Consider the following 21,262-nt stretch of genomic DNA (forward strand, 5'->3'; position numbering starts at 1 on the left):
AGCGACCTCCATGCATGGAACGGGATGCTCCTGCTCCACAGGAGCTGCCCTCATGCGTGAACAATCGCCCCTCTCACTTCGAACCGCGCCATCCACACTCGCTGCTTCTCGGTGGACAGCCGCCAGAGCGACACATCAACTTCTCGCCCTGACACTCGTCACGGTGCTCAGCCATGCACCCCAAGCCAGGGCCTCATTCCCCGCTCCGCCGCATACGCTTTGGGAGCAGGCGCACGAGGCCCAGCTCATCGTCTGGGCAGAAGTCGAGAGCGTGCGCGAGCGGCCAAATGATCCGGAGGACTACGTGGGGTTGGGATACGTCACCAGCGTGACCCTGGAGGTTCGTGAGACCTGGAAAGGCTCGGTACGCACCGGAGAGCGCGTCGAGACATTCATCCTGTCCGCGAGCCCATGCGACACGAATGTCCAGGTAGGGCTTACGGTCGTCGCGTTCCTCAACAAGGAGGATGGCCAATGGGTGCCCGTGTGGCCGTTCTGTGGGACGCGCTTCGCAGCCAGCGACTCGGATGTGGCAGCCTACCGACGGGTGATCACAGCGGCCCGGCAGGCACTGGACCGATGGATTCAGGCACGACTCGCTGGGGAGACACCCGACTTCGAGGAGGCGCACTCGGACTGGAGGGTGCTCGCCGCCATCCATCCCGTGACACGCTGGGATGGCGTGTCCGACCTGGGGTCCGAAGAGTTCGATGCGGTCCATTCATTCTACGACCCACGAGCGCCTCCGGACAGGTCGCGGGTCCAAGGCTATCGCGAGGAACTGGCTCGCGACGTCGTCGCCTATCCCTCCTTCGACAACACCTTCGCGCTGTTGCTCAAGCTCCTTCGCGGCTTTCCCAGCAAGGACGTCGACCGGACGGTGGCGAATGTCCTCGAGACGGTCGTCACCGAGAACCCTCCACCTCACTGGGCCATCTTCGCCTTCGACCTGCTGCGCGAACGAATGGGTGAGCACCCTTCGCCACGTCCCCGTTGGAGCTACTCGTCGGAGAAGAGCTTCTCCGAAATCGAAGCCGGGAACGCCCAGGACTTCGTGCGCGAGTGGCCGGACTTCAAGCAACGCCACGGCCTGAAGCCCCAGCCCATCCAGCCTCCCGCGAAGTAACCCGGCCCCTACTTCTTGCCGGGTCGCTTCAGGAGGTCGCCCAGGCTCTTGCGTGCCTGGTTCACCGGGTCCTGGATGCTCTTGGGCACGGGCAGCGCCGGCAACAATCCCTTCGCGATATCCGTCGGGCTCCCCGCGTTCACCTTGGGCGACTTCAACGTTCCGGTGATGGTGAGCGGAATGGACACCGGCTCTTTCACCGGAACAGCGCCACGGGTGAGTCCCGAGACAAAATCCTTGGACGCCTCAATCGTGCCCTTGAGCGCCAACCGTTGATCCAACCCCACCCTGCCATCCAGCGTTCCGTTTCCCAGGTCGGTCTGGAACGCCATGGGCTTTGTGAAAGAAACCCAGCCGTTCCTGACGCTGAACCGTGCGTTCAAGTCCTTCAACTGCGTACCCTTCCCCGCCTTCTCCACGGTCCCCGCCGCCCCCTTCTGCCCCAGCGCCGAGAGTCCTTGCGAAAGGGCCGGAGCCAACGCGCCCCCCAGGTCCGCCGTCGTGAGCGCGCCGTCGCGAAGACGCACGCTCCCTCCCCCCGTGACGCGGTCACGCACCTGCGTCCAGTCCAGGCCACTTCCGTTGAGCTGCAGCTCCCCACTGGCGAGACCTTGCAGCGACGACTGTCCGGACAGCGCCTGGAAGGCCTGCGCGGTGTTCATCCCGTCCAGGTTCGCCTTCAGCGTCCACGCGGGCTGCGACTTCGTGAGGTCCACCTTCGTCCCCGTGAGGTCCGCGCGCCCGCCGTAGACTGTCGCCCCTCCTCGCTCGATGAGGAGCACCCCGTCATCCAGCTTCGCCTCCGCGTCCACGTTCGTCGCCTGCAGCGTCCCGTGACGAAGGCTCGCGAGCTTGAGCGTCCCATCCACCTCCACCTTCCCGAGCCTCGCGCGCACAGTGGCGGGAAGCGCGGTGGCCGTACTGGAGGCCTCCTGCTTCTTCGGCTCGTTGGGAAGCGCCCCCAACAGGTGCTGCAAATCGAGTTCCTTCCCCTCCAACGCGAACCGCACGCGCGGAGGCGCCATCTGCACCGAAGCCGTCCCGCCCAAATCGACACCTGGACCCGCGAGCGCGAGGCGCGTGAAGTTCACCTTCGCAGCCTTCGCGTTGGCGGGGTCGATGCGTGAGTTGAAGTCGAACGAGCCGCTCGCCGGGTCCCCTCTCAGCTTCAGCCCCTTCGCCGCTCCATGGCCCGTGAGCACGTACTGTCCCTGGTCCGTCTTCACCTCCGCGTCGACATCCACCAGCCCTCCCGTGAAGTAGGCGGTCGCCGAGGGCGGAAGGAAGTCGCGAATCTCGCTCACGGAGAAATCCCTTCCGCGCAGCTTCATCGTCACCGTGGGCCAGGGCTGACCGGGCGCGGGCTTGCCGGTGGGAAGTGGGTCCACCTTGAAGTCCGCCTCCACGTTCTGCTTCGAGGCCGCGACCGCCGCTTTCATCGAGCCCTCGAGCGGCAGGCCCGGCCCCACGTGCTTCAAGTCCACATCGAGGTCCCGGAGCGCGGCCACGGCCGTGCCCCCTGCCGCCTGCCTGTCCGTCACCTGCACGACGCCATCCTGAATCCGAAGGCTCTCGATGGAGGCCTCCGTGGAGGCCCCTGTTCCAGACTCACCGCTGGAGCTGCCCGGAGCACTCCCGACGGACTCGTAGTTCCACGTCCCGTCAGCGCGCCGGACCAGGTTCACCCGAGGCTCCTCCAGCTTCACCGCCCCCACGCGCACGTCCTTGCCGAGGCTCCGGATGAACGGCCACAACCGCACGGTGGCCGTCGCACGCGAGGCCTCCAGGAAGGGCGGCTCGTCGCCTTCACCCTCGGCCCGGAAATTCGTCATCGTGGCGCCAGGCTTCGGGAACCACTGCGCATCCAGCTTCTCCAGAGTCACCTTGTGGCCAAGGGCCCGGGTGGCGGCCGTCTCGACCTGTCCGCGCAGACGCTGCGCGAGCCAGGAAGGGTTGAGCGCCAACACGCCGACGACCAGCACCAACGCCATGGCCACGACGCCGAGCGCGACCTTCAAGGCGCGATGCCGGGAGGGGTCTTTCCTGTTCCTCGCATCCTGTTTCATCGCCCCAACGATGAGCAGTCCCTGGCTTCGAGACGCCCCTCGGGAACTCGTGCCTCCGGTGGAACGCTCCCGTCCTCGTTGAGCATGGACGGGACACCTCGGCCGCAGCGCCGCGAACCACGAGGGCGGCCGGGCCATCGCGTCGAGCGCTCCAGGTGCTCCATAGATTGAAGACCGAGGGATACCGACGGTCCCCGCCCTCGATGAGAGGCACCGAGCACCTTCGGCTCACACTCTCGACAACACGAGGAGACAGGCCATGGAACGACTGGAAGCAGACCGACTGAAGTCAGTGCTCGCCAAGGTGATGGCCGTGCTCGCCATCATTGGCGCCATCAACTGGGGCCTGATTGGCTTCTTCAACTGGAACCTCGTGAACGCCATCTTCGGTGGCGACACGCAGGGGCAGGCGAGCGCCCTCTCGCGCCTCATCTACTGCATCGTGGGGCTGGCGGGCCTTGCGCTCGCGCTCACCTTCCCATGGCGTCGCATGGAGGCGACCACGACCACCACGACGACCACGCTGACAGGCAGGAGGACCATGAGCGGAAGGACCTGACATCATCGCGGCAAGACGAAGCCCCCGGCCCGAACATCGGCCGGGCGGAGCGCGGCACGCGGCTCCGTGCTAGGAATTCGGTCGGTTCCTCCCCGCTCCGACCATGACGCGACTCGCGCTCCTGCTCTGCCTCCTCCTGGGTGCCTCTTCCATCGCCGCGCCACGACGCGCGCCTCGGACGAAGGTGGCCGTGTTGCCCTTCCAGGCTGTCTCCGGAGACGTGCCCGCGCGCGCAGGTCCTCGACTCGCCGCGCGACTGGCCTCGGAAATCCACGGCATGGCGGGGCTCGCCCTCGCGGAGCCTCCCGTGCCGTCTCCCACCGACGTGAAGACGGACGCACTCGCCGCCGCCCAGGCCGCCGTGCAGGAGGCCACCACCGCGCGCGCGGCCCGCGACTTCACCCGCGCGGAGAGTGCCCTCGGACGCGCCCTGGACGCCTACGCCGCGAATGCCACCCACCTCCAGGACGGCGCCGAGCTCGCGGACACGTATGCCCTGCGCGCCGCCGTGCGCTACGCCATCGGTCGCGATGACGAAGCCGCGAGCGCCCTCACCCACGCGCTGGCAATCGCTCCAGGTCGTCCGCTGCCCCTCGCCGCCACCTCGCCCCTCTTCGCCCACACCGTCGAGCGCGTCCGCGCGGCCCATGCCACCCAGCCTCGCGGCGTCCTCCGCTTCGAGTCGTTTCCACAGGGCCTCGAAGTCACGCTCGATGGGTCCTCCGCGGGCACCACGCCTGTTCGTGTCACGCAGGTGCCTCCCGGTGCGCACCTGTGGCGCGCCACCCTTCCCTCCGGTGAGTCCGTGGGCGGCGTCGTGGAGGCACTCCCCGAGCGCGAAGTCACCTTCACGATTCAGCCGACTGGCACCGGCGCCACGGCCGCGCTGGCCCTCGCCCTCTCGGGCAATCGGCTCGACACCTCCGCGCTCCAGGCCGCATCGACGCTGGGACGCGAGGCGAGCGCGGACCTCGTCGTGTTCGGCACCCTGTCTCGCTCCGACACCGGGCTCGCGCTCGATGCCTTCGTGTTCGCGCCTGGGGACGCGGCGCCGCGCAGGCTGCCTCGCCTCGCGATGGACCTGGAGCTGCTCGACGCTGGTGAGCCCCTGCGCGCGCTCGCGGCCCAGCTGGCCTCGCGAGGTGTGGAGGCAGGGCTCACCGAAACACCGCCCCTGTCGCCCACGCCGGGTGCCTCGCGCGTCACTCGCGCCGCACAGAGCGTGTACGCCGTCCCCTTGTCGAACCCGGTGAAGCCCACGGCGCCCACCCGGAAGCCCGTGGACCCCATCCGCAGACCGCTGGTCCGGCCATGAGCGGCTTTCGCGGGCGCTTCGCCCCCAGCCCCACCGGGCGCATGCACCTGGGCAACATCCGCAGCGCGCTGCTCGGCTGGCTCCAGGCTCGCGCCGCCGGGGGCCGCTTCCTCTTGCGCATCGAGGACCTGGACCGCGCGCGCTGCAAGCCCCAGTACGTCGAGGACTTGATGGCGGACCTGCGCTGGCTCGGCCTCGACTGGGACGAGACACCCCTGGTCCAGAGTCAGCGCGATGACATCTATCGCGATGCGCTCGCCACGCTGGAGAACGAGGGCCTCGTCTATCCGTGCTTCTGCACCCGGGGCGAGATTGCTCGCGCCGCCAGCGCGCCCCACGGCCTGTCCGAGGAAGGCCCCCGCTACCCGGGCACCTGCGCCCACCTCACCGCCGACCAGCGGGCCGAGCGCGCGAAGACGCGAGCCCCGGCATGGCGCTTCCGCGCGCGGCCTGGAGAGGTGCGCTTCGTCGACGCGCTCATGGGGCCCTACTCGCAGGACGTGGACGCGGTGGTGGGCGACTTCGTGGTGCGCCGCAATGACGGGGTCGCCAGCTACCAGCTCGCCGTCGTCGTGGACGATGCCGCCACCAACATCACCCACGTGCTGCGCGGCGATGACCTGCTGTCGTCCACGCCCCGCCAGCTCCAGCTCTACACGGCACTGGGTGAGCAGGCGCCCGACTTCCTCCACGTCCCGCTCGTGAATGGAGAGGATGGCAAGCGCCTCGCCAAGCGCGAGGGTGCCTTCGCGCTCGCGGAGCTGCGCGAGCGCGGACTTGCTCCCGAGCGGGTGCTCGGCCTGCTCGCCGCATGGAGTGGCCTGGGCGATGGGAGTCCCAGGACACTCGACGCGCTGGTGCGCGCCTTCTCGCTGGAAGCCCTTCCCCGCTCGCCCGTGGTGGCGCGAGAGGCGGTGCTCATCGAGGCACTCGGCCTGCGGTGAGCCTTCGCCGTCCCCCTCCCACCGAGGGGGCGTCCTTGGGGTGAGGAATCGTCCGTTGCCCGACGATGCCCATGTTTGCCGCGGACCCGAGCACGCCCGTCCCTTGGGTGCTCACCGCGGCAGGAGGCCCGGCCCATGGCAACCACCATCGTGGAGAACGAGAAACCTGGCGTCATCGGCGCCAGCGCGGGAACGCCTTTCAAGTTGAGCTGGGGCGCCATTCTCGGCGGCACCGTCGTCGCGCTCGGCGTGCTCATCCTCTTGTACTCGCTGGGCCTCGCGCTCGGCCTGTCCTCCGTGGACCCGAGCAACCCCGACAGCGCGCGCTCCGCGGGCATCGGCACCGGCATCTGGGGCCTCATCGCGCCGCTCATCGCCCTCTTCATCGGCGGCTTCCTGGCCGCGCGGACCGCGGGCGTGGTGGACAAGGCCGGCGGCGCGATGCACGGCGCGGTGATGTGGGGCCTGACGACGATTGCCGGCGTCGTCCTCATGGGCATGGTCGTGTCCACCGTCGTCGGCACGGCGTTCAAGGCCACCACGGGAGTCGTGGGCGCCACCGGCGCGGCCGTGGCGGGCGCGGCCTCCCAGGGTGGGAACGCGGCCCAGGCGTTCGGCCTGGATGCCAACGACGCGCTCGGTCCGGTGAACGAGCGGCTCAAGGCCGAGGGCAAGCCGACCATCACCGCCAATCAGCTCGAGGCGGCCACCAAGGACATCGTCACCACCGCGGTGCGCACGGGGAACGTGGACCGCGAGCTGCTCGTCACCTCCATCGCGGAGAACACGCGGCTGTCGCGGCAGGACTCAGAGGACGTCGCCAACCGCGTCCAGATACAGATTGACGGCGCCAAGGCGAAGGTGGGGCAGGTGGGTGAGCAGGTGCAGCAGGGCGCGCTCCAGGCCGCCGACAAGACGGGGCGCGCCTTCTGGGGCGTCTTCGGCGCGCTGCTCCTGGGGCTCGTCGCCTCGGTGCTCGGCGCGGGGCTGGGGGTGAGCAAGCGCCAGCGTGTCCACGCGGAAGGGGCCATCTCCCCCACGCCGCGCACCACGACGACTCGCCGCGAGGTGTACCCGTAGGGCCCCTCGCCCTCCCGGGCCATGAAGTCCAGGAGCAGCGGGCCCACCTCTCCCCAGGGGTGGGCCTTTCGTTTGTCGCCCCTCTCGCGTGGGCCGCATGCGCTAACGTCCCCTTCGCGATGTGACGAAGGGGTGCCCCGCCGTCCGCTTCCCGGGCCCCCGCCATGCGCTCCTTGACGGGGGACCTCGTGAACCGAAGTAGCACGTACCTGCTGTGCCTCGCGGCGATGGCCGCCCTGTCGAGCGGCTGTTTCCTGCGAACCGGCTACATCCTCGATGAGCTCAACGCGCCCTCGGAGCCCAAGACTCCGCCGCTGCCCGTGTCCCTCCGGGAGCGCGTGGGGCGCCTGACGCGCTCGCACCTGGTGGACGCCTACGCGGACCCGGCGGAAGCAGCGAAGTGGATGTCCGCCCTGGGCGGCGCGTCCGAGGTCATCGCGGAGCAGGTGGAGTGTCTGCGAGCGAATGCGGGAGGCAGCAACTCCTCCTGTTACGACACCTTCTTGAAGAAGACGGTGGCGGGAGGAGTGTGGGGCCTGCCGGCGATGCCGGGCACGGTGGACCCGACCCGTCCCACGGCCGCCGAGGTCGACGCGCAGCGCTTCATCGGCAACGCGATGGGCATCGCCGCGTCGCTGGCCGCGCTGGGCGACTCGCTCCAGGACCCGATGAATCCGTTCCTGCTCAAGCAGGGCCTGCGTGAAGGCGCCGAGTCCGCCGCCCAGTACGTGAGCGCCCGCCGCTGGAGTCGCAAGCTCGGGCGTCCATCCAACGCGGTGGTGCTCAGCGGCGGCGGAGCCAATGGGGCCTTCAGCGCCGGCATCATGTGGCGGCTGCTCGGGGTGATGGAGCAGTGCCGGGGCAAGCCCGAGCCCGAGGGGTGCGGTGACGCGCGCATCGACCTGGCGGCGGGCACCAGCACCGGCGCGCTCATCAGCACGATGGTGGACCTGTTCCACACGCCCGGCCAGGAACAGAAGGCGCGGGACATGCTCCTCGGCAACTACACGTGCTCGGTGGAGTCGGACCTCTACTGCGTCAACTCGACCTGGATTTGGAAGATTGCCTCGGACCTGAAGGGGCTGGTCCGCTTCGACGGGGTGCAGGACAAGCTGCGCGCCGCCGTCATCCCCGCGCAGCTCACCAACGGCACGGAGCTGGTGGCCGTCTCGGTGGACTTCAACACCGGGGATGTCTTCGGCGTCAGCGACCAGGACCCGGCGGACTTCCCGCCGACGGCGACGGACGCGCAGCGCGTGGACGGCCTCATCAACGCGGTGGTGGCGTCCATCGTCGAGCCGGTGCTCGCGGAGCCGGTGCCGTGGATTCCCTCGCGCTCGGGGCGCTACCAGGGCACGTTCCTGGACGGCGGAGTGCGCTCGGGGCTGCCGCTGCTCCAGGCCGTGCAGCGCGGCGCGGAGCGGGTGCTCGTCGTCTCGACGGGCGGCCTGGAGCCGACGCCCGAGCCTCCGCCGGAGAACGCGGTGAGCACGCTGCTGCGGACCATCGACCTGTTCGTCGCGCAGCCGCGCGTGGGCGAGGTGCAGCAGGCGGAGCTGGCCGCCGTGGGCCGGCGCTTCGCGGAGTACAACGTCTGCACGCTGCGGCTGGCGAACGTGGAGGACCCCACCGCGGTGCCCACCTACTGCCGTCGCACGGGCACGGGCTTCGTGCCAACGGAGCCGCGCTCGCTCCAGGCCGCCACGAGCATGTGGATGGGGCCGGCGCGCTTCGAGCAGGTGGCGTCGAGCTGGCGCTCCTCGTGGATGTTCCGTCCGGAGTCGTCGCTGGCGACGGCGAGCGGCTATGCCTTCTCGCCGCGGGTGATGCGTCCGCTCTTCAAGGACGGGGTGAAGACCTTCCAGCAGCGGTGCGCGGAGGTGCTGCGCCTGTTCGAGATTCGCGGCACGCTCGCGGAGGCCGAGTGCGCCCGGCCCGTGGACGAAGTCGTCGCGGAGGCCGAGTCCCGCTTCGCCCCCGTGGGCCAATGCACGGACGGCAAGCCCGACCAGCGCTCCTGCGACTGAGCGCCCACGGGCGTCGACCCCCGGCATATCCTCCCCCGCCCTTCCCGCACCCCAAGAGCGTGTATGTCCCAACAGCGTTCCGCCACCCGCTGGGTCGTCCTCCCCCTGGTCTGCCTGGGCATCCTCGTCCTCCTGGCCGCCGTGGCCTTCTGGCTCACCCAGCCCGGTGACGCACCGCCTCCGGACGAGCCCCCCCCGCCCGTCGAGGCCCCCGTCCGCCCGGAGCCCACTCCGCCCGCGCGCCGGCCGCCCCCGGTGGTGCCGCCCCCCGCCTTCCCCTCCCCTCAGTCCGCCGTGCCCGTCCTCCCCGGCCCCGACCAGCCGGACCTGCGCCGCGTCATCACCACCGAGCCCGTCATCGAGTCCGTCGACGGTGACCTCCGCCCGGAGGACATCGAGGCCGCCATCAAGGCCGTCACTCCGCTCGTGCAGCAATGTTTCGAGGATTCCGCACAGCGGAACCGGGGCCCACAGGCCGTGAAGCTGCGCTTCATCGTGGAGGCCCGGGGTGGGGGCACCGGGGAGATGAGGGGGGGCGAGCTGCTGGTGAGCACCATTCCGGACCCGATGGTGCAGGCGTGCGTCGTGGATTCACTCCTGGACATCGGGTTCCCCACCCCTTCCCGGGGTGGAAAAGCGACGGTGGTGTATCCCTTCGAATTCCGCGTACCCATGGAGGCTGGCCCGTGAGCCCCGGTTTTGCGTATGGTCCCGAGGCCCTCACGCCCCTCAATGCCCGTCTCCGTCGAACAGCTTGGCCCCCAGGACGCGGACGCCCTGCGGGCGCTGCTTTCGAAGGACCCGGTCCACAACCTCTACCTGCTGGGGTTGCTGGAGGAGTTCGGCATCGCCGCGCGGGGCCGCATCCCCTTCGCCTTCTACGGCCGCTTCGACAACCAGGCGCTCACCGCCGCGGTCTTCGTGGGGGGTGAAGGGGGCCTCGTCGTCCCCAGCGCCAGCGACGCGGGCGCCACCAGCGTCATCGCGGACGCGTTGGCCTCCTCGCTGCGCCTGCGGGCCACCGTGGGCGACAAGTCCGCCGTGGACGCGCTGTTGCGCAGCCTGTCCCCCGGCAAGCCGAGGCTGTCTCGCACCCAGCGGTTGTTCTCCGTGTCCGCGGATGACCTGGGGCCCTTCACCAATCCCCTCTTGAGACTGGCCCGCGAAGAGGACCTGCCCCGCCTGCTCCCCCTCGCGCAGGGCTACGTGCGCGAGGCGCTGGAGAGAGACCCGCTGTCGGAGGACCCGAGCGGCTACGAGGCGCGCGTCGAGCAGCGCGTGCGCCAGCGCCGCACGTATGTGCTGGAGGAGAACAACGCGCTGGTGCTCAAGGTCGACATCGGCAGCCGCTCCCAGTACGGCGCGGAGCTGGAGGGCCTGTACACCGTGCCCGCCGAGCGAAAGAAGGGCCACGCGACGCTGTGCCTGGGACAGATTTCCCGGCACCTGCTGTCCTCGCTGCCCCGGCTGACGATGCGAATCGACGAGCGCGACGAGAGCACCGCGCGCATCGCCCGCAAGGTCGGCTACCTGGCCGGCCGCACGTGGCGCCTGGTGCTGGTGGAGTAGCTCGCGGCCCCAGCTCCGGATGCGGTACGGTCCGCGCCCTCCATGAGCCGTCCCACGCCTTCCCGCCGTCCCCTCTCTGGAGAGGGCCCCGTCATCCTCCACCGCGCCACGGACCCCCGCTGGCTGCCGCTGGCGCTCGAGCACTTCGACGCGGTGCTGGTGGACCACGCCCACTGCGAGAAGAAGGCCGCGGCCAACGCCCTCTCCATGCTCCAGGCGTACCCGGACCTGCCGGGCCTGCCGGCGCAGATGGCTCGGCTGGCGCGGGAGGAGAGCGCGCACCTGGCCCGCGTGCTGGATTTGATGGAAGCACGGGGGCTGACGCTCACCAAGGACTCGGGAGACCCCTACGCCCAGGGCCTCCAGAAGCTGGTGCGCACGCCGGCCCTGGAGCGCAGGTTGGACAGGCTGCTCGTCGCCGCCGTCATCGAGGCGCGCTCCTGCGAGCGGCTGTCACTGCTCGCCGAAGGACTCACGGACCCGGCGCTCGCCCGCTTCTACGGGGAGCTGGCCCAGTCCGAGGACGGGCACCAGTCGCTCTTCTTCCGTCTGGCGGTCACCGCCAACGGAGGCAACGAGGCCGCCGTGCGCGAGCGACTGGAGTGGATGCTCGGCCACGAAGCGCGCGTATTGGACGAGGTCGGCCTTCGCGTCGCCATCCATTGACGCCTTCGCGGCCTTCCCCTCGAACGGCCACACCCACGGCACCGCCACCGTCAGCACGCAGAGCAAGAGCGCGGTGAGCGGCGTGCCCAGCCGGAAGAAGTCGGTGAAGCGGTAGTGCCCCGGCCCGTAGACGAGCACGCAGCTGGGCTCCAGCGGGGTGATGAACGAGCAACTGGCCGCCAGCGTCACGCCCATGGCGAAGGGGCGCACGTCCACGCCCAGCTGGGTGGCCGCGTTGAGGGCCACTGGCAGCACCACCAGCGCCGCGGCCTGGTTGGACATGGGCGCGGACAGGAGGATGGTGAGCAGCATCAGCGCCACCAGCACCGTGCGGGGCCCGCCGAAGTCGCCCAGCTCCGCCACGTGCCGCCCCAGGTACTTCCCCGCGCCGCTCACCTCCATGGCGAGCCCCAGCGCCATCATCGACCCGATGAGCAACACCACGCGCCAGTCCACGCGGAAGGCGTTGCGCGCGTCCACGCAGCGGGTGGCAATCATCGCCAGCATGCCGGTGAGCCCCGCCACCGACAGCGGGACGATATCCAGCGAGCCCGCGGCCAGCGCGCTCAGGAAGAGCACCACCGCGAGCAGCGCCTTGCCATAGCGCGGCGGTTGGTAGTCATGGCCCCCGAGCACCACCAACTGGCCCCCTTCCGCCAGCTCCGACACCTTCTGCCGGGGCCCGCGCAGGAGCAGCACGTCCCCCACCGCCAGGGGCAGCAGCGACATGCGCCGCTCGCCGAAGATGCGACCCAGCAGTTGGAGCTTGGTGACGCGCTGGATGCTCGGGTGACGGTGCAGCGCCAGCGCCACCAGCCCGTAGCGCTCCACGAAGAGCGACTCCCTCAAGCTCCGGCCCACCAGCGCGCTGCCCGGCGGCACCGTGGCCTCCACCAGCGCGGTGTCCTTGTCGAGCTGGTCCTCATCCGCCAGCCGCAGGTCCGGGCGGATTTCGATGCCCCGCAGGTCCTTCACCCGGAGGATGTCCTCGCGACTGCCCTCCACCAGCAGCCGCTCGTCGCCGCGCAACAACTGCGTGGGCTCGGCCGACGCCGCGCGCCCGTCCCGGACGATGCCGATGACGCGCAGCCCCAGGCCCTCGGTGATTTCCGCCAGCGGCTTGTCGATGTAGCGCGAGCCCTCCGGCAACACCGCCTCCGTGAGGTAGTCGCGCAGCACCCATTCCTCCTCGCCAGCCTTGCCCTCGCGCGAGGGCAGCAGCAGGGGCCCCAGCACCACCACGACGAGGATGCCGATGATGGCCACCGGCAGGCCCACCGGCGCCAGCTCCGCCACGCCGATGCCGCGCATCCCCATGCGCTCCAACGCCGCCGACATCACGAGGTTGGTGGACGTGCCGTAGAGGAACACCATGCCGCCCAGCATCGACGCGTACGCCAGCGGCAGCAGCACCTTGCTCTTGGGCACCTTGGCCCGGTTCGCCGCGCCAATGGCCACCGGCAGGAACGCCGCCGTCGTCACCGTGTTGGAGATGATGGAGGAGAACACCGCCACCACCGTCATCATCGCCATGACGAAGGTCTGGTGGCCGAAGCGCGCGAAGAAGGCCAGCCGCTGCCCGACGAGCTGCACCACGCCCGTGGAGGCGAGCCCCTGCGTCATCGCCAGCAGCGTGAAGATGAAGATGACGGTGTCGTTGCTGAAACCCTCGAACGCCTGCGCCGGCGTCAGCACTCCCGTCAGCGCCAACAAGCACACCACCACCAGCGAGCTGACCTCGATGGGAATGGTGTCGATGGAGAACAGCACCAGCGCGACGACGACGATGCCCAGGACGATGGCGATGGTCATAAAACCCGGAGGGGCCCCAACCTGTACCCTCCGGGTGCGGACGGTGAGTCCCTGCCGCACCGCGCCGTCAACTACTAGATGCCCGGCCGCTGATAAGTGGAATTAGTAGAGCCCCGCCTGGGGGGGCGGTTGACTGCCGGACGCCAGTTGCTTTTGGGCGCCCCTTCCAGAAGTTTTGACCTTTCTCCCGCTGGTAGGGTGCTCGCCCTTTTTCACCAGGATAGGGAGCCCCTCTCTTGAGACAACACAAGGAAACTTCCATGGCTTCAACGCAAGTGGCGGCGGCGGCCTCTGTGGCCCCCACGAAGAACCCCACGCTGCTGGCCTGGGTGGCCGAGATGGCCAAGATGACCCAGCCGGACAGCATCGTCTGGTGCGACGGCTCCGAGGCCGAGAAGAAGCGCTTCACGGAGCAGGCGGTGCAGGAGGGCATCCTCATCCCGCTGAACCAGGAGAAGCGGCCGGGCTGCTATCTGCACCGCTCCAACCCGAACGACGTGGCGCGCGTGGAGCACCTCACGTTCATCTGTACGCCCAACAAGACGGACGCGGGCCCCACCAACAACTGGATGGAGCCGGAAGAGGCGTACACGAAGCTGGAGCAGCACTTCGCCGGCAGCATGAAGGGCCGCACCATGTACGTGGTGCCCTACGCCATGGGCCCCATCGGCAGCCCCTTCACGAAGATCGGCGTGGAGCTGACCGACAGCGTCTACGTGGTGCTGAACATGCGCATCATGGCGCGCATGGGTAAGCAGGCCCTGGACATGCTGGGCGACAGCGACGACTTCAACCGCGGCCTGCACAGCACCGGCGACGTGAATCCGGACCGCCGCTACATCTGTCACTTCCCCCAGGACAACACCATCTGGAGCTTCGGCTCGGGCTATGGCGGCAACGTGCTGCTGGGCAAGAAATGCCTCGCCCTGCGCATCGGCAGCTACCTGGGCCGCGAGGAGGGGTGGCTGGCCGAGCACATGCTCATCCTCGGCGTGACGAGCCCCAAGGGTGAGACGACCTACGTGGCCGCCGCCTTCCCGTCCGCGTGTGGCAAGACGAACTTCGCGATGATGATTCCGCCCGCCGAGTACAAGGGCTGGAAGGTGGAGACGGTCGGCGACGACATCGCCTGGATGCGCCCGGGCCCGGATGGCCGCCTGTACGCCATCAACCCGGAGGCCGGCTATTTCGGCGTCGTCCCCGGCACCAACTACAAGACGAACCCCAACGCCATGGAGACCATCTCCAAGGACACCCTCTTCACGAACGTGGCCCTGACGGCCGACGGCGACGTGTGGTGGGAGGGCAAGGACGGCGAAGTCCCGGAGGAGCTCACCGACTGGCAGGGTCGCCCCTGGAAGAAGGGCAGCCCGGAGAAGGCGGCGCACCCCAACAGCCGCTTCACCGCGCCCATGTCCAACAACCCGGCGCTGAGCCCCAAGGCCAATGACCCGACGGGCGTGCCCATCTCCGCCCTCATCTTCGGCGGCCGTCGCTCCACCACGGTTCCGCTGGTCATCCAGGCCTTCAACTGGACGCACGGCGTGTTCCTGGGCGCGACGATGGGCAGCGAGACGACGGCCGCGGCCACCGGCAAGGTGGGCGTGGTGCGCCGCGACCCCATGGCCATGCTGCCCTTCTGCGGCTACCACATGGGCGACTACCTCCAGCACTGGCTGGACATGCAGAAGACCATTCCCCAGCTGCCGAAGATCTTCCAGGTGAACTGGTTCCGGCAGGACAAGAACGGCAAGTTCCTGTGGCCGGGCTTCGGCGACAACATGCGCGTGCTGGAGTGGGTGGTGAACCGCGTGCATGGCCGCGTCCCCACGAAGGAGACGCTCCTGGGCTGGGTGCCGCGCGCCGACGAGGGCCTCAACCTCAAGGGCCTGGACGTCCCCGCGGACGTCATCGCGGAGGCCACCTCCATCAAGGAGGACGAGTGGAAGACCGAGCTGAAGAGCCAGGAGGTCTTCTTCGAGCAGCTGGGCACCAAGGCCCCGGAGGCGCTGACGCTCCAGCGCAAGCTGCTGATTTCGCGGCTGGAGAACTAGTCGCCCGCCTGTAGCGTCCTGAATCACCCGTCGGGGCCGCTTCCTGACCCATTCACTGGGTGGGAGCGGCCCCGACTCGTTTCACGAAGAGTGAGGTCGCCCTCTTCGACCGAAGGCCGGCTTAGCGATAGGCTTGTGTCCATCATGAGACTGGTCTTCGTTTTGTCGGCGGCCCTTGTGCTGTCGCCCCCGGTGGCGCTCGCCCAGCGCGGCGCCAAGAATCCAGCGGCCCTCATCAAGGACGGCGAGCGGCTCTACCAGGCAGGCAAGTACGCCGAAGCGGCGGACGTGCTGAAGAAGGCCCACGAGGCCCAGCCCAACCCGCGCCTCATCTTCAACATCGCCGTGTCGTTGGAGAACGCGGGCGAGCTGAAGGAGGCCCTCTCCTGGTACCAGCAGTACGTCGGCAACACCGAGGGCACGGACCCGGCGCTGCTCAAGCGCAGCGCGCGCAGCATCGACAAGCTGCGGCTCCTGCTCGACAAGGAGAACCAGGCCCAGGCGTCCGCGGACGCCGAGCGCCAGAAGCTCCAGGAGGAGGCCGAGGCGGCCCGGCGCCGCGCGGACGAGGAGCAGCTGGCGACGAAGCGCGCGGAGGAGGAGAACGAGCGGCAGCGGCAGGCCGAGTTCGCGCGCGCGATGAAGTCCTACCAGCGGCAGAAAATCGCGGCGTTCGCCATTGGCGGCGTGGCCGTTGTGGGCGTGGGCGCCGGCGTGCTCTTCGGCATGCAGGCCTCCGACGAGCGGGAGAAGTTCGACGCGGCGCGCACGGAAGACACCAAGCAGAGCTTCGCGGACAGCACCAAGAGCAAGGCGCTGCTCGCGGACATCGGCTTCGGCGTGGGCCTGGCCGGCGCCATCACCGCCATCATCCTGTATCCGAAAGACGGCCCCCCCGTGGAGGGCGAGGTCCGGCTGACGCTGGCGCCTCGCGGAACCGGCGCGGGCCTGGAGGTCAGCTTCTGATGAAGACCCTGGGACTCATGACGTGCTGCGCGGCGCTGCTGGCCGGCTGCAGCTTCACCACCGCGAGCGGCCTCACCGAGTGTGAGTCGAGCGCGGACTGCGACACCAATCAGGTCTGCTCGGCGTCCGGCTTCTGCCTGCCCCAGCCGGAGGGCTGCGGCGAGGTGGTGGGCACCACCACCGGACGGCCCATCCTCCTGGGCGCGGCGCTGCCCCTGACGAACTCGGGCGGCCCGGACGAGTCCGAGGTCCAGGCGCTCAACGCCATCAAGCTGGCGCTCGAGGAAATCAACCAGCGCGAGGGCATTGGCGGCCGGTTCTTCAACCTCCTCATCTGCGACACCCGCTCCGACCCTGCGCGGGCCAAGACGCAGGCGGAGTGGCTGGTGACGGAGAAGGGCGTGCCGGCCATCTTCACCTCCGGCAGCGCGCAGACCATCGCCGTCAGCAGCGTCGCCATCGCCAACAACGTGTTGTTGATGACGCACACCTCCACCAGCGCGGACATCGCCAACCTGAGCGACAAGACGGCGGCGTCCGGAGACGTGGGCCTCGTGTGGCGCACGGCTCCCTCGGACCTGCTCCAGGGCCGCATCATCGCCGACCTGGTGCGCAACGCCCGGCCGTTGGCCGACAGCAGCCGGCCCTTCGCCACGGTGAGCACCGTGAGCCTGGTCTACGTGGACGACGCCTACGGCCAGGGCCTGTTCGACACCATTCTCACCCGGTTGGGCACCGACCGGGTGCCGTCCTCCGCGCCGTACCAGCGCAACGGGGACGTGAGCGCCGCGGTGACCCGCATCGTCGACGGCAAGCCCGACGTGGCGGTGATGGCGGGCTTCTCCGAGGACAACGCCAAGATCATCAGCCAGGCCGTCACGCGGGGCCGCACGGGGCAGATGTACTTCTTCACCGATGCCAGCAAGGACTCGGGCCTCTTCACGGCCCTGGGCGCGGCGCGCACCCAGATTGAAGGCGCCTACGGCACCTCTCCCGCGCAGGCCCGCCTGGGCGACACCGTGTACAACACCTTCAAGGAGCGCTTCCGCTCGGCCAACAACAACACCGACCCGGGCCAGTTCTCCTTCACCGCGCACGCGTACGACGCCATGTACCTGGTGGCGCTGGGCGCGGCCTACGCCGCGGGGGCGGACGTCAACAACCCGCAGCCCATCACCGGCGACCGCATCGCCGTGGGCCTGTCGAAGCTGACGCCGCCCGCGGGCACCCCGGCCACCACCTACCCCCTGGGCTTCAGCCGCTTCACCGACGCGCGCAACGAGGTCAGCACCGGCAAGGTCATCAACGTGCAGGGCGCCAGCGGCGCGCTGGATTTCGACGCAAGCGGCGAGGCCCCGTCCGAGTACGAGCTGTTCCGCGTGGAAGGCGGAGCGTTCAAGACGGTGGAGCTCATCGTCCCGCCGCAGACCTGAGCCGCGCGCGCGCTACTCCGCCGCCCCCAGCACCCGCGTGAGCGGGCCCAGGGCGGCGGAGAACACCTCGGGCGGCGGCAGCAGGGACAGCACCAGGAACGCCCCCGAGTCGAAGTCGTAGAAGTAGCCGGGCTGCGCGAGCACGCCCGCGTCCAGGAGCGCGAGGCACGTCGCCTCGTCTCCCGGCTCCCTCGGAATCCGCAGCACCGCGCTCCACCCTCCGTGCGCGGGCACCACGTCCCACGGAGCACCCGGGGGACGCGCGGCGACGAGGCGACGGCGGTTGCCCCTCACCCGCTCCAGCAGCGCCTCCTGGAAGAGGGGCGCGTGGGCGAGCAGCGCGGGCAGGGCCAGTTGCACCGGGGTGCCCACGGACAGGTACGTGTCCGCCACCCACTCCAGGCGCGCCAGGGCCTCGTCACGCGCGGCGGGAGGGCCGCCCACGTGCGTCCACCCCAGCTTCAGGCCGGGCAGGCCGCAGACCTTGGAGAGGCCGGAGAGGCTGAAGGTGAGCATGGGCAATTCGCGCCCCGCCACGCTGGCCACGCGGTGCGACTCCACGTCCCAGCCGTAATCGGAGAACACCTCGTCGCAGAGGAGGGCCAGGCCGTGGCGCGCGCAGACGTCCGCCAGCGCGGCCAGCTCCCCCTCGTGCAGGAAGTGGCCGGTGGGGTTGCCGGGATTGACGACGAGCACGGCGCGGGTGCGCGGGCCGAGCGCGGCCTCCACCGCGCCCGCATCCAGGCCGAAGCCATGCGCGAGCGGCAGGCGGTACGGACGCGTGCCCACGCCCTCCAGCCGGGCCAGGTGCTCGAAGAGGGGGTAGCAGGGGGCCGGGACGAGCACGTCGTCACCGGGCTCGCACAGCAGCTTGAAGAGCCAGCCGTACGACTCACTGGTGCTGGCGGACAGCACCAGGTGCCCAGGGGAGATGACGGGCCCCCGGGAGGAGAGGTGGGCGGCCACCGCCTCGCGAGCCGAGGGGAGGCCGAGCGCTTCCGGCGCGTAGTCCAGCGCGCCGGGAGGGTGGAGCAGTCCGGCGTCAGGCGCCGGGAGCCCCACGCGGGTGGGGTTGGAGACGGTGAGGTCCAGCGGAGGGAGGCCGCGGTGTCGAGCGAGCGCCTCCGCCAGGGGATTGGGGGTGCGGGAGAAGTCGGTGCGGAAGGAGAAGCGGCTCACAGCCCCGTCTGGAGCATGGCGTTGGCGACGCGGCGGATGAGCTCGCGGCGCACTTCCTTCCTGCAATGTTCAATGGCCTTGTCATGAGGCCTGGGAAGCTCCGGGTCCCTGGCTCGCAGGGCGGTGCGGAGGACGAGCTCTACCTTCGTAGGCTCGATGTGGAACAGCCGGGCCCCGTCCTTCTGGAGGAAGTAGGACAACCCTCTCTGGTCGAGGAGCTTGTGGAAGAAGCGTCGGACGTCCGCGAGGAACGTGAGGTCGATGATGTCCGCCATTCGTGAAGGCGTTCTCGCGCGGAAAAAACGGCGCGTCCATTTCACGGCCGCGTCACCCGAAAACTTGCGCGACCTGTAGCACTCGCGTGGAAGGCGGAACGCGCGGGAGGCCGAATTCTCGGCCTCCGCGCTCACGGCACCAGAGGGCGCAGGGCGCGGCGGAACGCGGAGTGCCGGCGCCGGGCGTCGGCCTCGAACGGCACCGGGCCGAGCACGGGAACGCCATGCCGCGCCTCCAGCAGCGCGCGGTTGTCGCGCTCGGAAGTGTCCCGTTCCTGGGAAGAGCGCGACAGCAGCACGGCGCGCACCGGGATGCGGCGGGCCGCGAGCGCCTGGAGCGACAGCGCGGTGTGGTTGAGCGTCCCCAGCCCCGCGCGCGCCACCAGCAACACGGGCAGGCGCAGGGTCTGGATGAGGTCGATGACGTCGTGGCGGGAGTCCAGGGGGACGAAGAGGCCACCGGCCCCCTCCACCACCGCCGGCCCGTGCTTCAGGCGCGCCCAGGCGGCCAGGGTGACGTCCCAGTCCGGCTCCCGGCCCAGGCGAGCGGCGGCCACGCCCGGCGCCACGGGGGCGCGGAAGCGGTGCGGACAGAGGACGTCCAGGGGCAGCGTGCTCCTGGCGGCCTCGCGCAGGGACAGCGCATCCGCCGGAGCCCGAAGGGAGGCGCATCCGCTCTCGTAGGGCTTGAAGCCCTCGGGGGCGAGGCCCGCGTCGACCAGCAGGGACAGCAGGGCCCGCGACGTCTGCGTCTTGCCAACGCCCGTGTCGGTACCGGTGACGAAAATCTGGAACGGCTTGGACATGACGTGCTCACCAGGTCATGGGAAGAAGGATGCGCGGGCCCATCCATCGGCGCCGCGACCTCGGGGTGTCGCGAGAACGAGCCGCCCCGAGGGCCGAGCCCTTCGCCAGGGCAACTTCCGTGAGAGGCGCGGGAGTCGAGCGTGCACCACGGCACAGGCCCGTGAGGGCCTACTCCTCTCCACGCTGGTGCACTCCCACGCCGCGCAGGGACTCCAGCGCCAGGTCCACGTGGCCCAGCGTGTGCGCCGCCGACAGGCAGAAGCGCAACCGGCTCGTGCCTTCGGGAACCGTGGGCGGGCGGATGGCCTTCACCAGCACCCCCGCCTCGCGCAGCTTCCTCGCCGCCTCCAGCGCGCGCTCGGGCCCGCCGAGCACCACCGGGAACACCGCGCTGCGAGGCTCCGCGCGCAGGCCCATGGAACGCAGCCCGTCCGAGAAGCGCCGGATGTTGCGCCACAGCCGCTCGCGCAGCTCCGGGTCCTTCTCCACGGCCTCCACCGCCGCCTCCGCCGCCGCGCACATCGCCGCCGGCAGCGCGGTGGAATAGATGAACGGCCGCGCCCGGCTGATGAGCAGGTCCGCCACCACGCGCGACGTGGCCACGTACGCGCCCTGCCCTCCCAGCGCCTTGCTCAGCGTGCCCATGCGCAGGTCGACCTGGTCCTCCAGGCCCAGCTCCTCGCACAGCCCCGCGCCTCGCGCCCCCAGGACGCCCGTGGCGTGCGCCTCGTCCACCATCAACGCGGCCCCGTGCGCCCGGCACGCGGCGACAATCTCGCGCAGCGGCGCCACGTCCCCGTCCATGGAGAACACCGTGTCGGTGACGACCAGCTTGCGCCGCGCGGGCGTCTCCTCCAGCGCCTTCGTCAGCGCCTCCACGTCCGCGTGCGGATAGACGACGACGCGGGCGCGCGACAGCCGGCAGCCATCCACCAGCGAGGCGTGGTTGAGCGCGTCGGAGAACACCGCGTCCCCCGGCCCCACCAGCGCGGGCAGGATGCCGGTGTTGGCCGCATAGCCGCTGTTGAAGAGCAGCACGGCCTCGGCCCGCTCGAAGGCCGCCAGCCGCGCCTCCAGCCGGTGATGCACGGCGGTGTCACCCACCACCAGCCGGCTGGCACCCGTGCCCAGCCCGTACCGCTCCACCGCGGCGATGGCGGCGGCCCGCACCGAGGCGGAGGCCGCCAGGCCCAGGTAGTCGTTCGACGAGAAGTTGACGAGCGTCTCGCCGCCGACCCGCACCACCGGGCCCTGCGGCGAATCCAGCGGCTCCAGGTAGCGGCGCAGGCCACGAGCCTGGAGCGACGCCAGCTCCTCCCGGGCCCAACCGGACGCCGGCGCCGACGAGGCCCCGACGCCCTCCTGCTTCACGTCACTCACGAGC

Annotated in this window: 17 protein-coding genes and 1 pseudogene; 12 read left to right on the top strand and 6 right to left on the bottom strand. The window is 70.1% G+C overall.

What is annotated here, in order from left to right:
- Positions 1–271: 271 nt before the first annotated feature.
- Entirely contained in the window at positions 272–1,126 is an 855-nt protein-coding gene (locus tag HUA76_RS32210; RefSeq protein WP_174462976.1) for a hypothetical protein, read from the top strand.
- Positions 1,127–1,134: 8 nt separating this feature from the next.
- Here the strand turns inward: HUA76_RS32210 and HUA76_RS32215 are convergent, their stop codons facing one another.
- Positions 1,135–3,144: an AsmA family protein gene (locus tag HUA76_RS32215; RefSeq protein ID WP_254614618.1), complete on the bottom strand. Its 2,010-nt coding sequence runs from the start codon at positions 3,142–3,144 to the stop codon at positions 1,135–1,137.
- Between the two features lie 307 nt (positions 3,145–3,451).
- Between HUA76_RS32215 and HUA76_RS32220 the strand changes: the two genes are divergently transcribed.
- The 8 genes from HUA76_RS32220 to HUA76_RS45740 all read left to right on the top strand — a co-directional run bounded on the left by HUA76_RS32220 (position 3,452) and on the right by HUA76_RS45740 (position 11,352).
- Positions 3,452–3,751: a DUF378 domain-containing protein gene (locus tag HUA76_RS32220; RefSeq protein ID WP_174454705.1), complete on the top strand. Its 300-nt coding sequence runs from the start codon at positions 3,452–3,454 to the stop codon at positions 3,749–3,751.
- Between the two features lie 103 nt (positions 3,752–3,854).
- Positions 3,855–5,066 (top strand): PEGA domain-containing protein, encoded by a 1,212-nt coding sequence (locus HUA76_RS32225; RefSeq protein WP_217440467.1) that lies wholly within the window; start codon positions 3,855–3,857, stop codon positions 5,064–5,066.
- Positions 5,063–6,010: a tRNA glutamyl-Q(34) synthetase GluQRS gene (gene gluQRS, locus HUA76_RS32230; protein ID WP_174462978.1), complete on the top strand. Its 948-nt coding sequence runs from the start codon at positions 5,063–5,065 to the stop codon at positions 6,008–6,010. The genes HUA76_RS32225 and gluQRS overlap by 4 nt, the downstream gene beginning before the upstream one ends.
- 135 nt (positions 6,011–6,145) lie before the next feature.
- Positions 6,146–7,090: a hypothetical protein gene (locus HUA76_RS32235; protein ID WP_141649077.1), complete on the top strand. Its 945-nt coding sequence runs from the start codon at positions 6,146–6,148 to the stop codon at positions 7,088–7,090.
- Positions 7,091–7,278: 188 nt separating this feature from the next.
- On the top strand, positions 7,279–9,117 hold the full coding sequence (locus tag HUA76_RS32240; RefSeq protein ID WP_174462979.1) for a patatin-like phospholipase family protein: 1,839 nt from the start codon (positions 7,279–7,281) through the stop codon (positions 9,115–9,117).
- Between the two features lie 63 nt (positions 9,118–9,180).
- A complete protein-coding gene (locus tag HUA76_RS32245) occupies positions 9,181–9,807 on the top strand; it encodes an AgmX/PglI C-terminal domain-containing protein (RefSeq protein WP_174454701.1) in 627 nt (208 codons plus the stop codon).
- A 42-nt stretch (positions 9,808–9,849) separates the two neighbouring features.
- Positions 9,850–10,686 carry a GNAT family N-acetyltransferase gene (locus HUA76_RS32250; RefSeq protein ID WP_174454700.1) on the top strand — a complete coding sequence of 279 codons (837 nt, stop codon included), beginning with the start codon at positions 9,850–9,852 and terminating at the stop codon, positions 10,684–10,686.
- A 42-nt stretch (positions 10,687–10,728) separates the two neighbouring features.
- Positions 10,729–11,352: a tRNA-(ms[2]io[6]A)-hydroxylase gene (locus tag HUA76_RS45740; RefSeq protein ID WP_254614619.1), complete on the top strand. Its 624-nt coding sequence runs from the start codon at positions 10,729–10,731 to the stop codon at positions 11,350–11,352.
- Here HUA76_RS45740 and HUA76_RS32255 read toward each other — a convergent pair.
- Positions 11,353–13,164: pseudogene (locus HUA76_RS32255) on the bottom strand (SLC13 family permease); the annotation flags it as partial.
- A gap of 260 nt (positions 13,165–13,424) precedes the next feature.
- Between HUA76_RS32255 and HUA76_RS32260 the strand changes: the two are divergent.
- The 3 genes from HUA76_RS32260 (at position 13,425) to HUA76_RS32270 (ending at position 17,617) form a co-directional block, all read left to right on the top strand.
- Positions 13,425–15,218, top strand: coding sequence for a phosphoenolpyruvate carboxykinase (GTP) (locus HUA76_RS32260; protein ID WP_141647128.1), 1,794 nt, complete (start codon positions 13,425–13,427; stop codon positions 15,216–15,218).
- 144 nt (positions 15,219–15,362) lie between these two features.
- Positions 15,363–16,184 carry a tetratricopeptide repeat protein gene (locus HUA76_RS32265; protein WP_174454698.1) on the top strand — a complete coding sequence of 274 codons (822 nt, stop codon included), beginning with the start codon at positions 15,363–15,365 and terminating at the stop codon, positions 16,182–16,184.
- Positions 16,184–17,617 carry an ABC transporter substrate-binding protein gene (locus HUA76_RS32270; RefSeq protein WP_174462981.1) on the top strand — a complete coding sequence of 478 codons (1,434 nt, stop codon included), beginning with the start codon at positions 16,184–16,186 and terminating at the stop codon, positions 17,615–17,617. Before HUA76_RS32265 ends, HUA76_RS32270 begins: the two co-directional genes overlap by 1 nt.
- A gap of 12 nt (positions 17,618–17,629) precedes the next feature.
- Here the strand turns inward: HUA76_RS32270 and HUA76_RS32275 are convergent, their stop codons facing one another.
- From HUA76_RS32275 to bioF, 4 genes are all read right to left on the bottom strand, one after another.
- Positions 17,630–18,796 carry a pyridoxal phosphate-dependent aminotransferase gene (locus tag HUA76_RS32275; protein WP_174462982.1) on the bottom strand — a complete coding sequence of 389 codons (1,167 nt, stop codon included), beginning with the start codon at positions 18,794–18,796 and terminating at the stop codon, positions 17,630–17,632.
- Positions 18,793–19,071: a hypothetical protein gene (locus tag HUA76_RS32280; RefSeq protein WP_141647132.1), complete on the bottom strand. Its 279-nt coding sequence runs from the start codon at positions 19,069–19,071 to the stop codon at positions 18,793–18,795. Before HUA76_RS32280 ends, HUA76_RS32275 begins: the two co-directional genes overlap by 4 nt.
- A gap of 131 nt (positions 19,072–19,202) precedes the next feature.
- A complete protein-coding gene (gene bioD / locus HUA76_RS32285; protein ID WP_174462983.1) occupies positions 19,203–19,877 on the bottom strand; it encodes a dethiobiotin synthase in 675 nt (224 codons plus the stop codon).
- Positions 19,878–20,046: 169 nt separating this feature from the next.
- Positions 20,047–21,258 (bottom strand): 8-amino-7-oxononanoate synthase, encoded by a 1,212-nt coding sequence (gene bioF, locus HUA76_RS32290; protein WP_174454694.1) that lies wholly within the window; start codon positions 21,256–21,258, stop codon positions 20,047–20,049.
- Positions 21,259–21,262: the final 4 nt, after the last annotated feature.

The organism is Myxococcus sp. CA056 (assembly GCF_013336715.1).
GTDB lineage: Bacteria > Myxococcota > Myxococcia > Myxococcales > Myxococcaceae > Myxococcus > Myxococcus llanfairpwllgwyngyllgogerychwyrndrobwllllantysiliogogogochensis.

What these genes read in the sequence shown, in the direction of transcription:
- HUA76_RS32220 (WP_174454705.1), top strand. Translation starts at nt 3,452, where the DNA reads ATGGAACGACTGGAAGCAGACCGACTGAAGTCAGTGCTCGCCAAGGTG.
- HUA76_RS32225 (WP_217440467.1), top strand. Translation starts at nt 3,855, where the DNA reads ATGACGCGACTCGCGCTCCTGCTCTGCCTCCTCCTGGGTGCCTCTTCC.
- gluQRS (WP_174462978.1), top strand. Translation starts at nt 5,063, where the DNA reads ATGAGCGGCTTTCGCGGGCGCTTCGCCCCCAGCCCCACCGGGCGCATG.
- HUA76_RS32235 (WP_141649077.1), top strand. Translation starts at nt 6,146, where the DNA reads ATGGCAACCACCATCGTGGAGAACGAGAAACCTGGCGTCATCGGCGCC.
- HUA76_RS32245 (WP_174454701.1), top strand. Translation starts at nt 9,181, where the DNA reads ATGTCCCAACAGCGTTCCGCCACCCGCTGGGTCGTCCTCCCCCTGGTC.
- HUA76_RS32250 (WP_174454700.1), top strand. Translation starts at nt 9,850, where the DNA reads ATGCCCGTCTCCGTCGAACAGCTTGGCCCCCAGGACGCGGACGCCCTG.
- HUA76_RS45740 (WP_254614619.1), top strand. Translation starts at nt 10,729, where the DNA reads ATGAGCCGTCCCACGCCTTCCCGCCGTCCCCTCTCTGGAGAGGGCCCC.
- HUA76_RS32260 (WP_141647128.1), top strand. Translation starts at nt 13,425, where the DNA reads ATGGCTTCAACGCAAGTGGCGGCGGCGGCCTCTGTGGCCCCCACGAAG.
- HUA76_RS32265 (WP_174454698.1), top strand. Translation starts at nt 15,363, where the DNA reads ATGAGACTGGTCTTCGTTTTGTCGGCGGCCCTTGTGCTGTCGCCCCCG.
- HUA76_RS32270 (WP_174462981.1), top strand. Translation starts at nt 16,184, where the DNA reads ATGAAGACCCTGGGACTCATGACGTGCTGCGCGGCGCTGCTGGCCGGC.
- HUA76_RS32280 (WP_141647132.1), bottom strand. Translation starts at nt 19,071, where the DNA reads ATGGCGGACATCATCGACCTCACGTTCCTCGCGGACGTCCGACGCTTC.
- bioD (WP_174462983.1), bottom strand. Translation starts at nt 19,877, where the DNA reads ATGTCCAAGCCGTTCCAGATTTTCGTCACCGGTACCGACACGGGCGTT.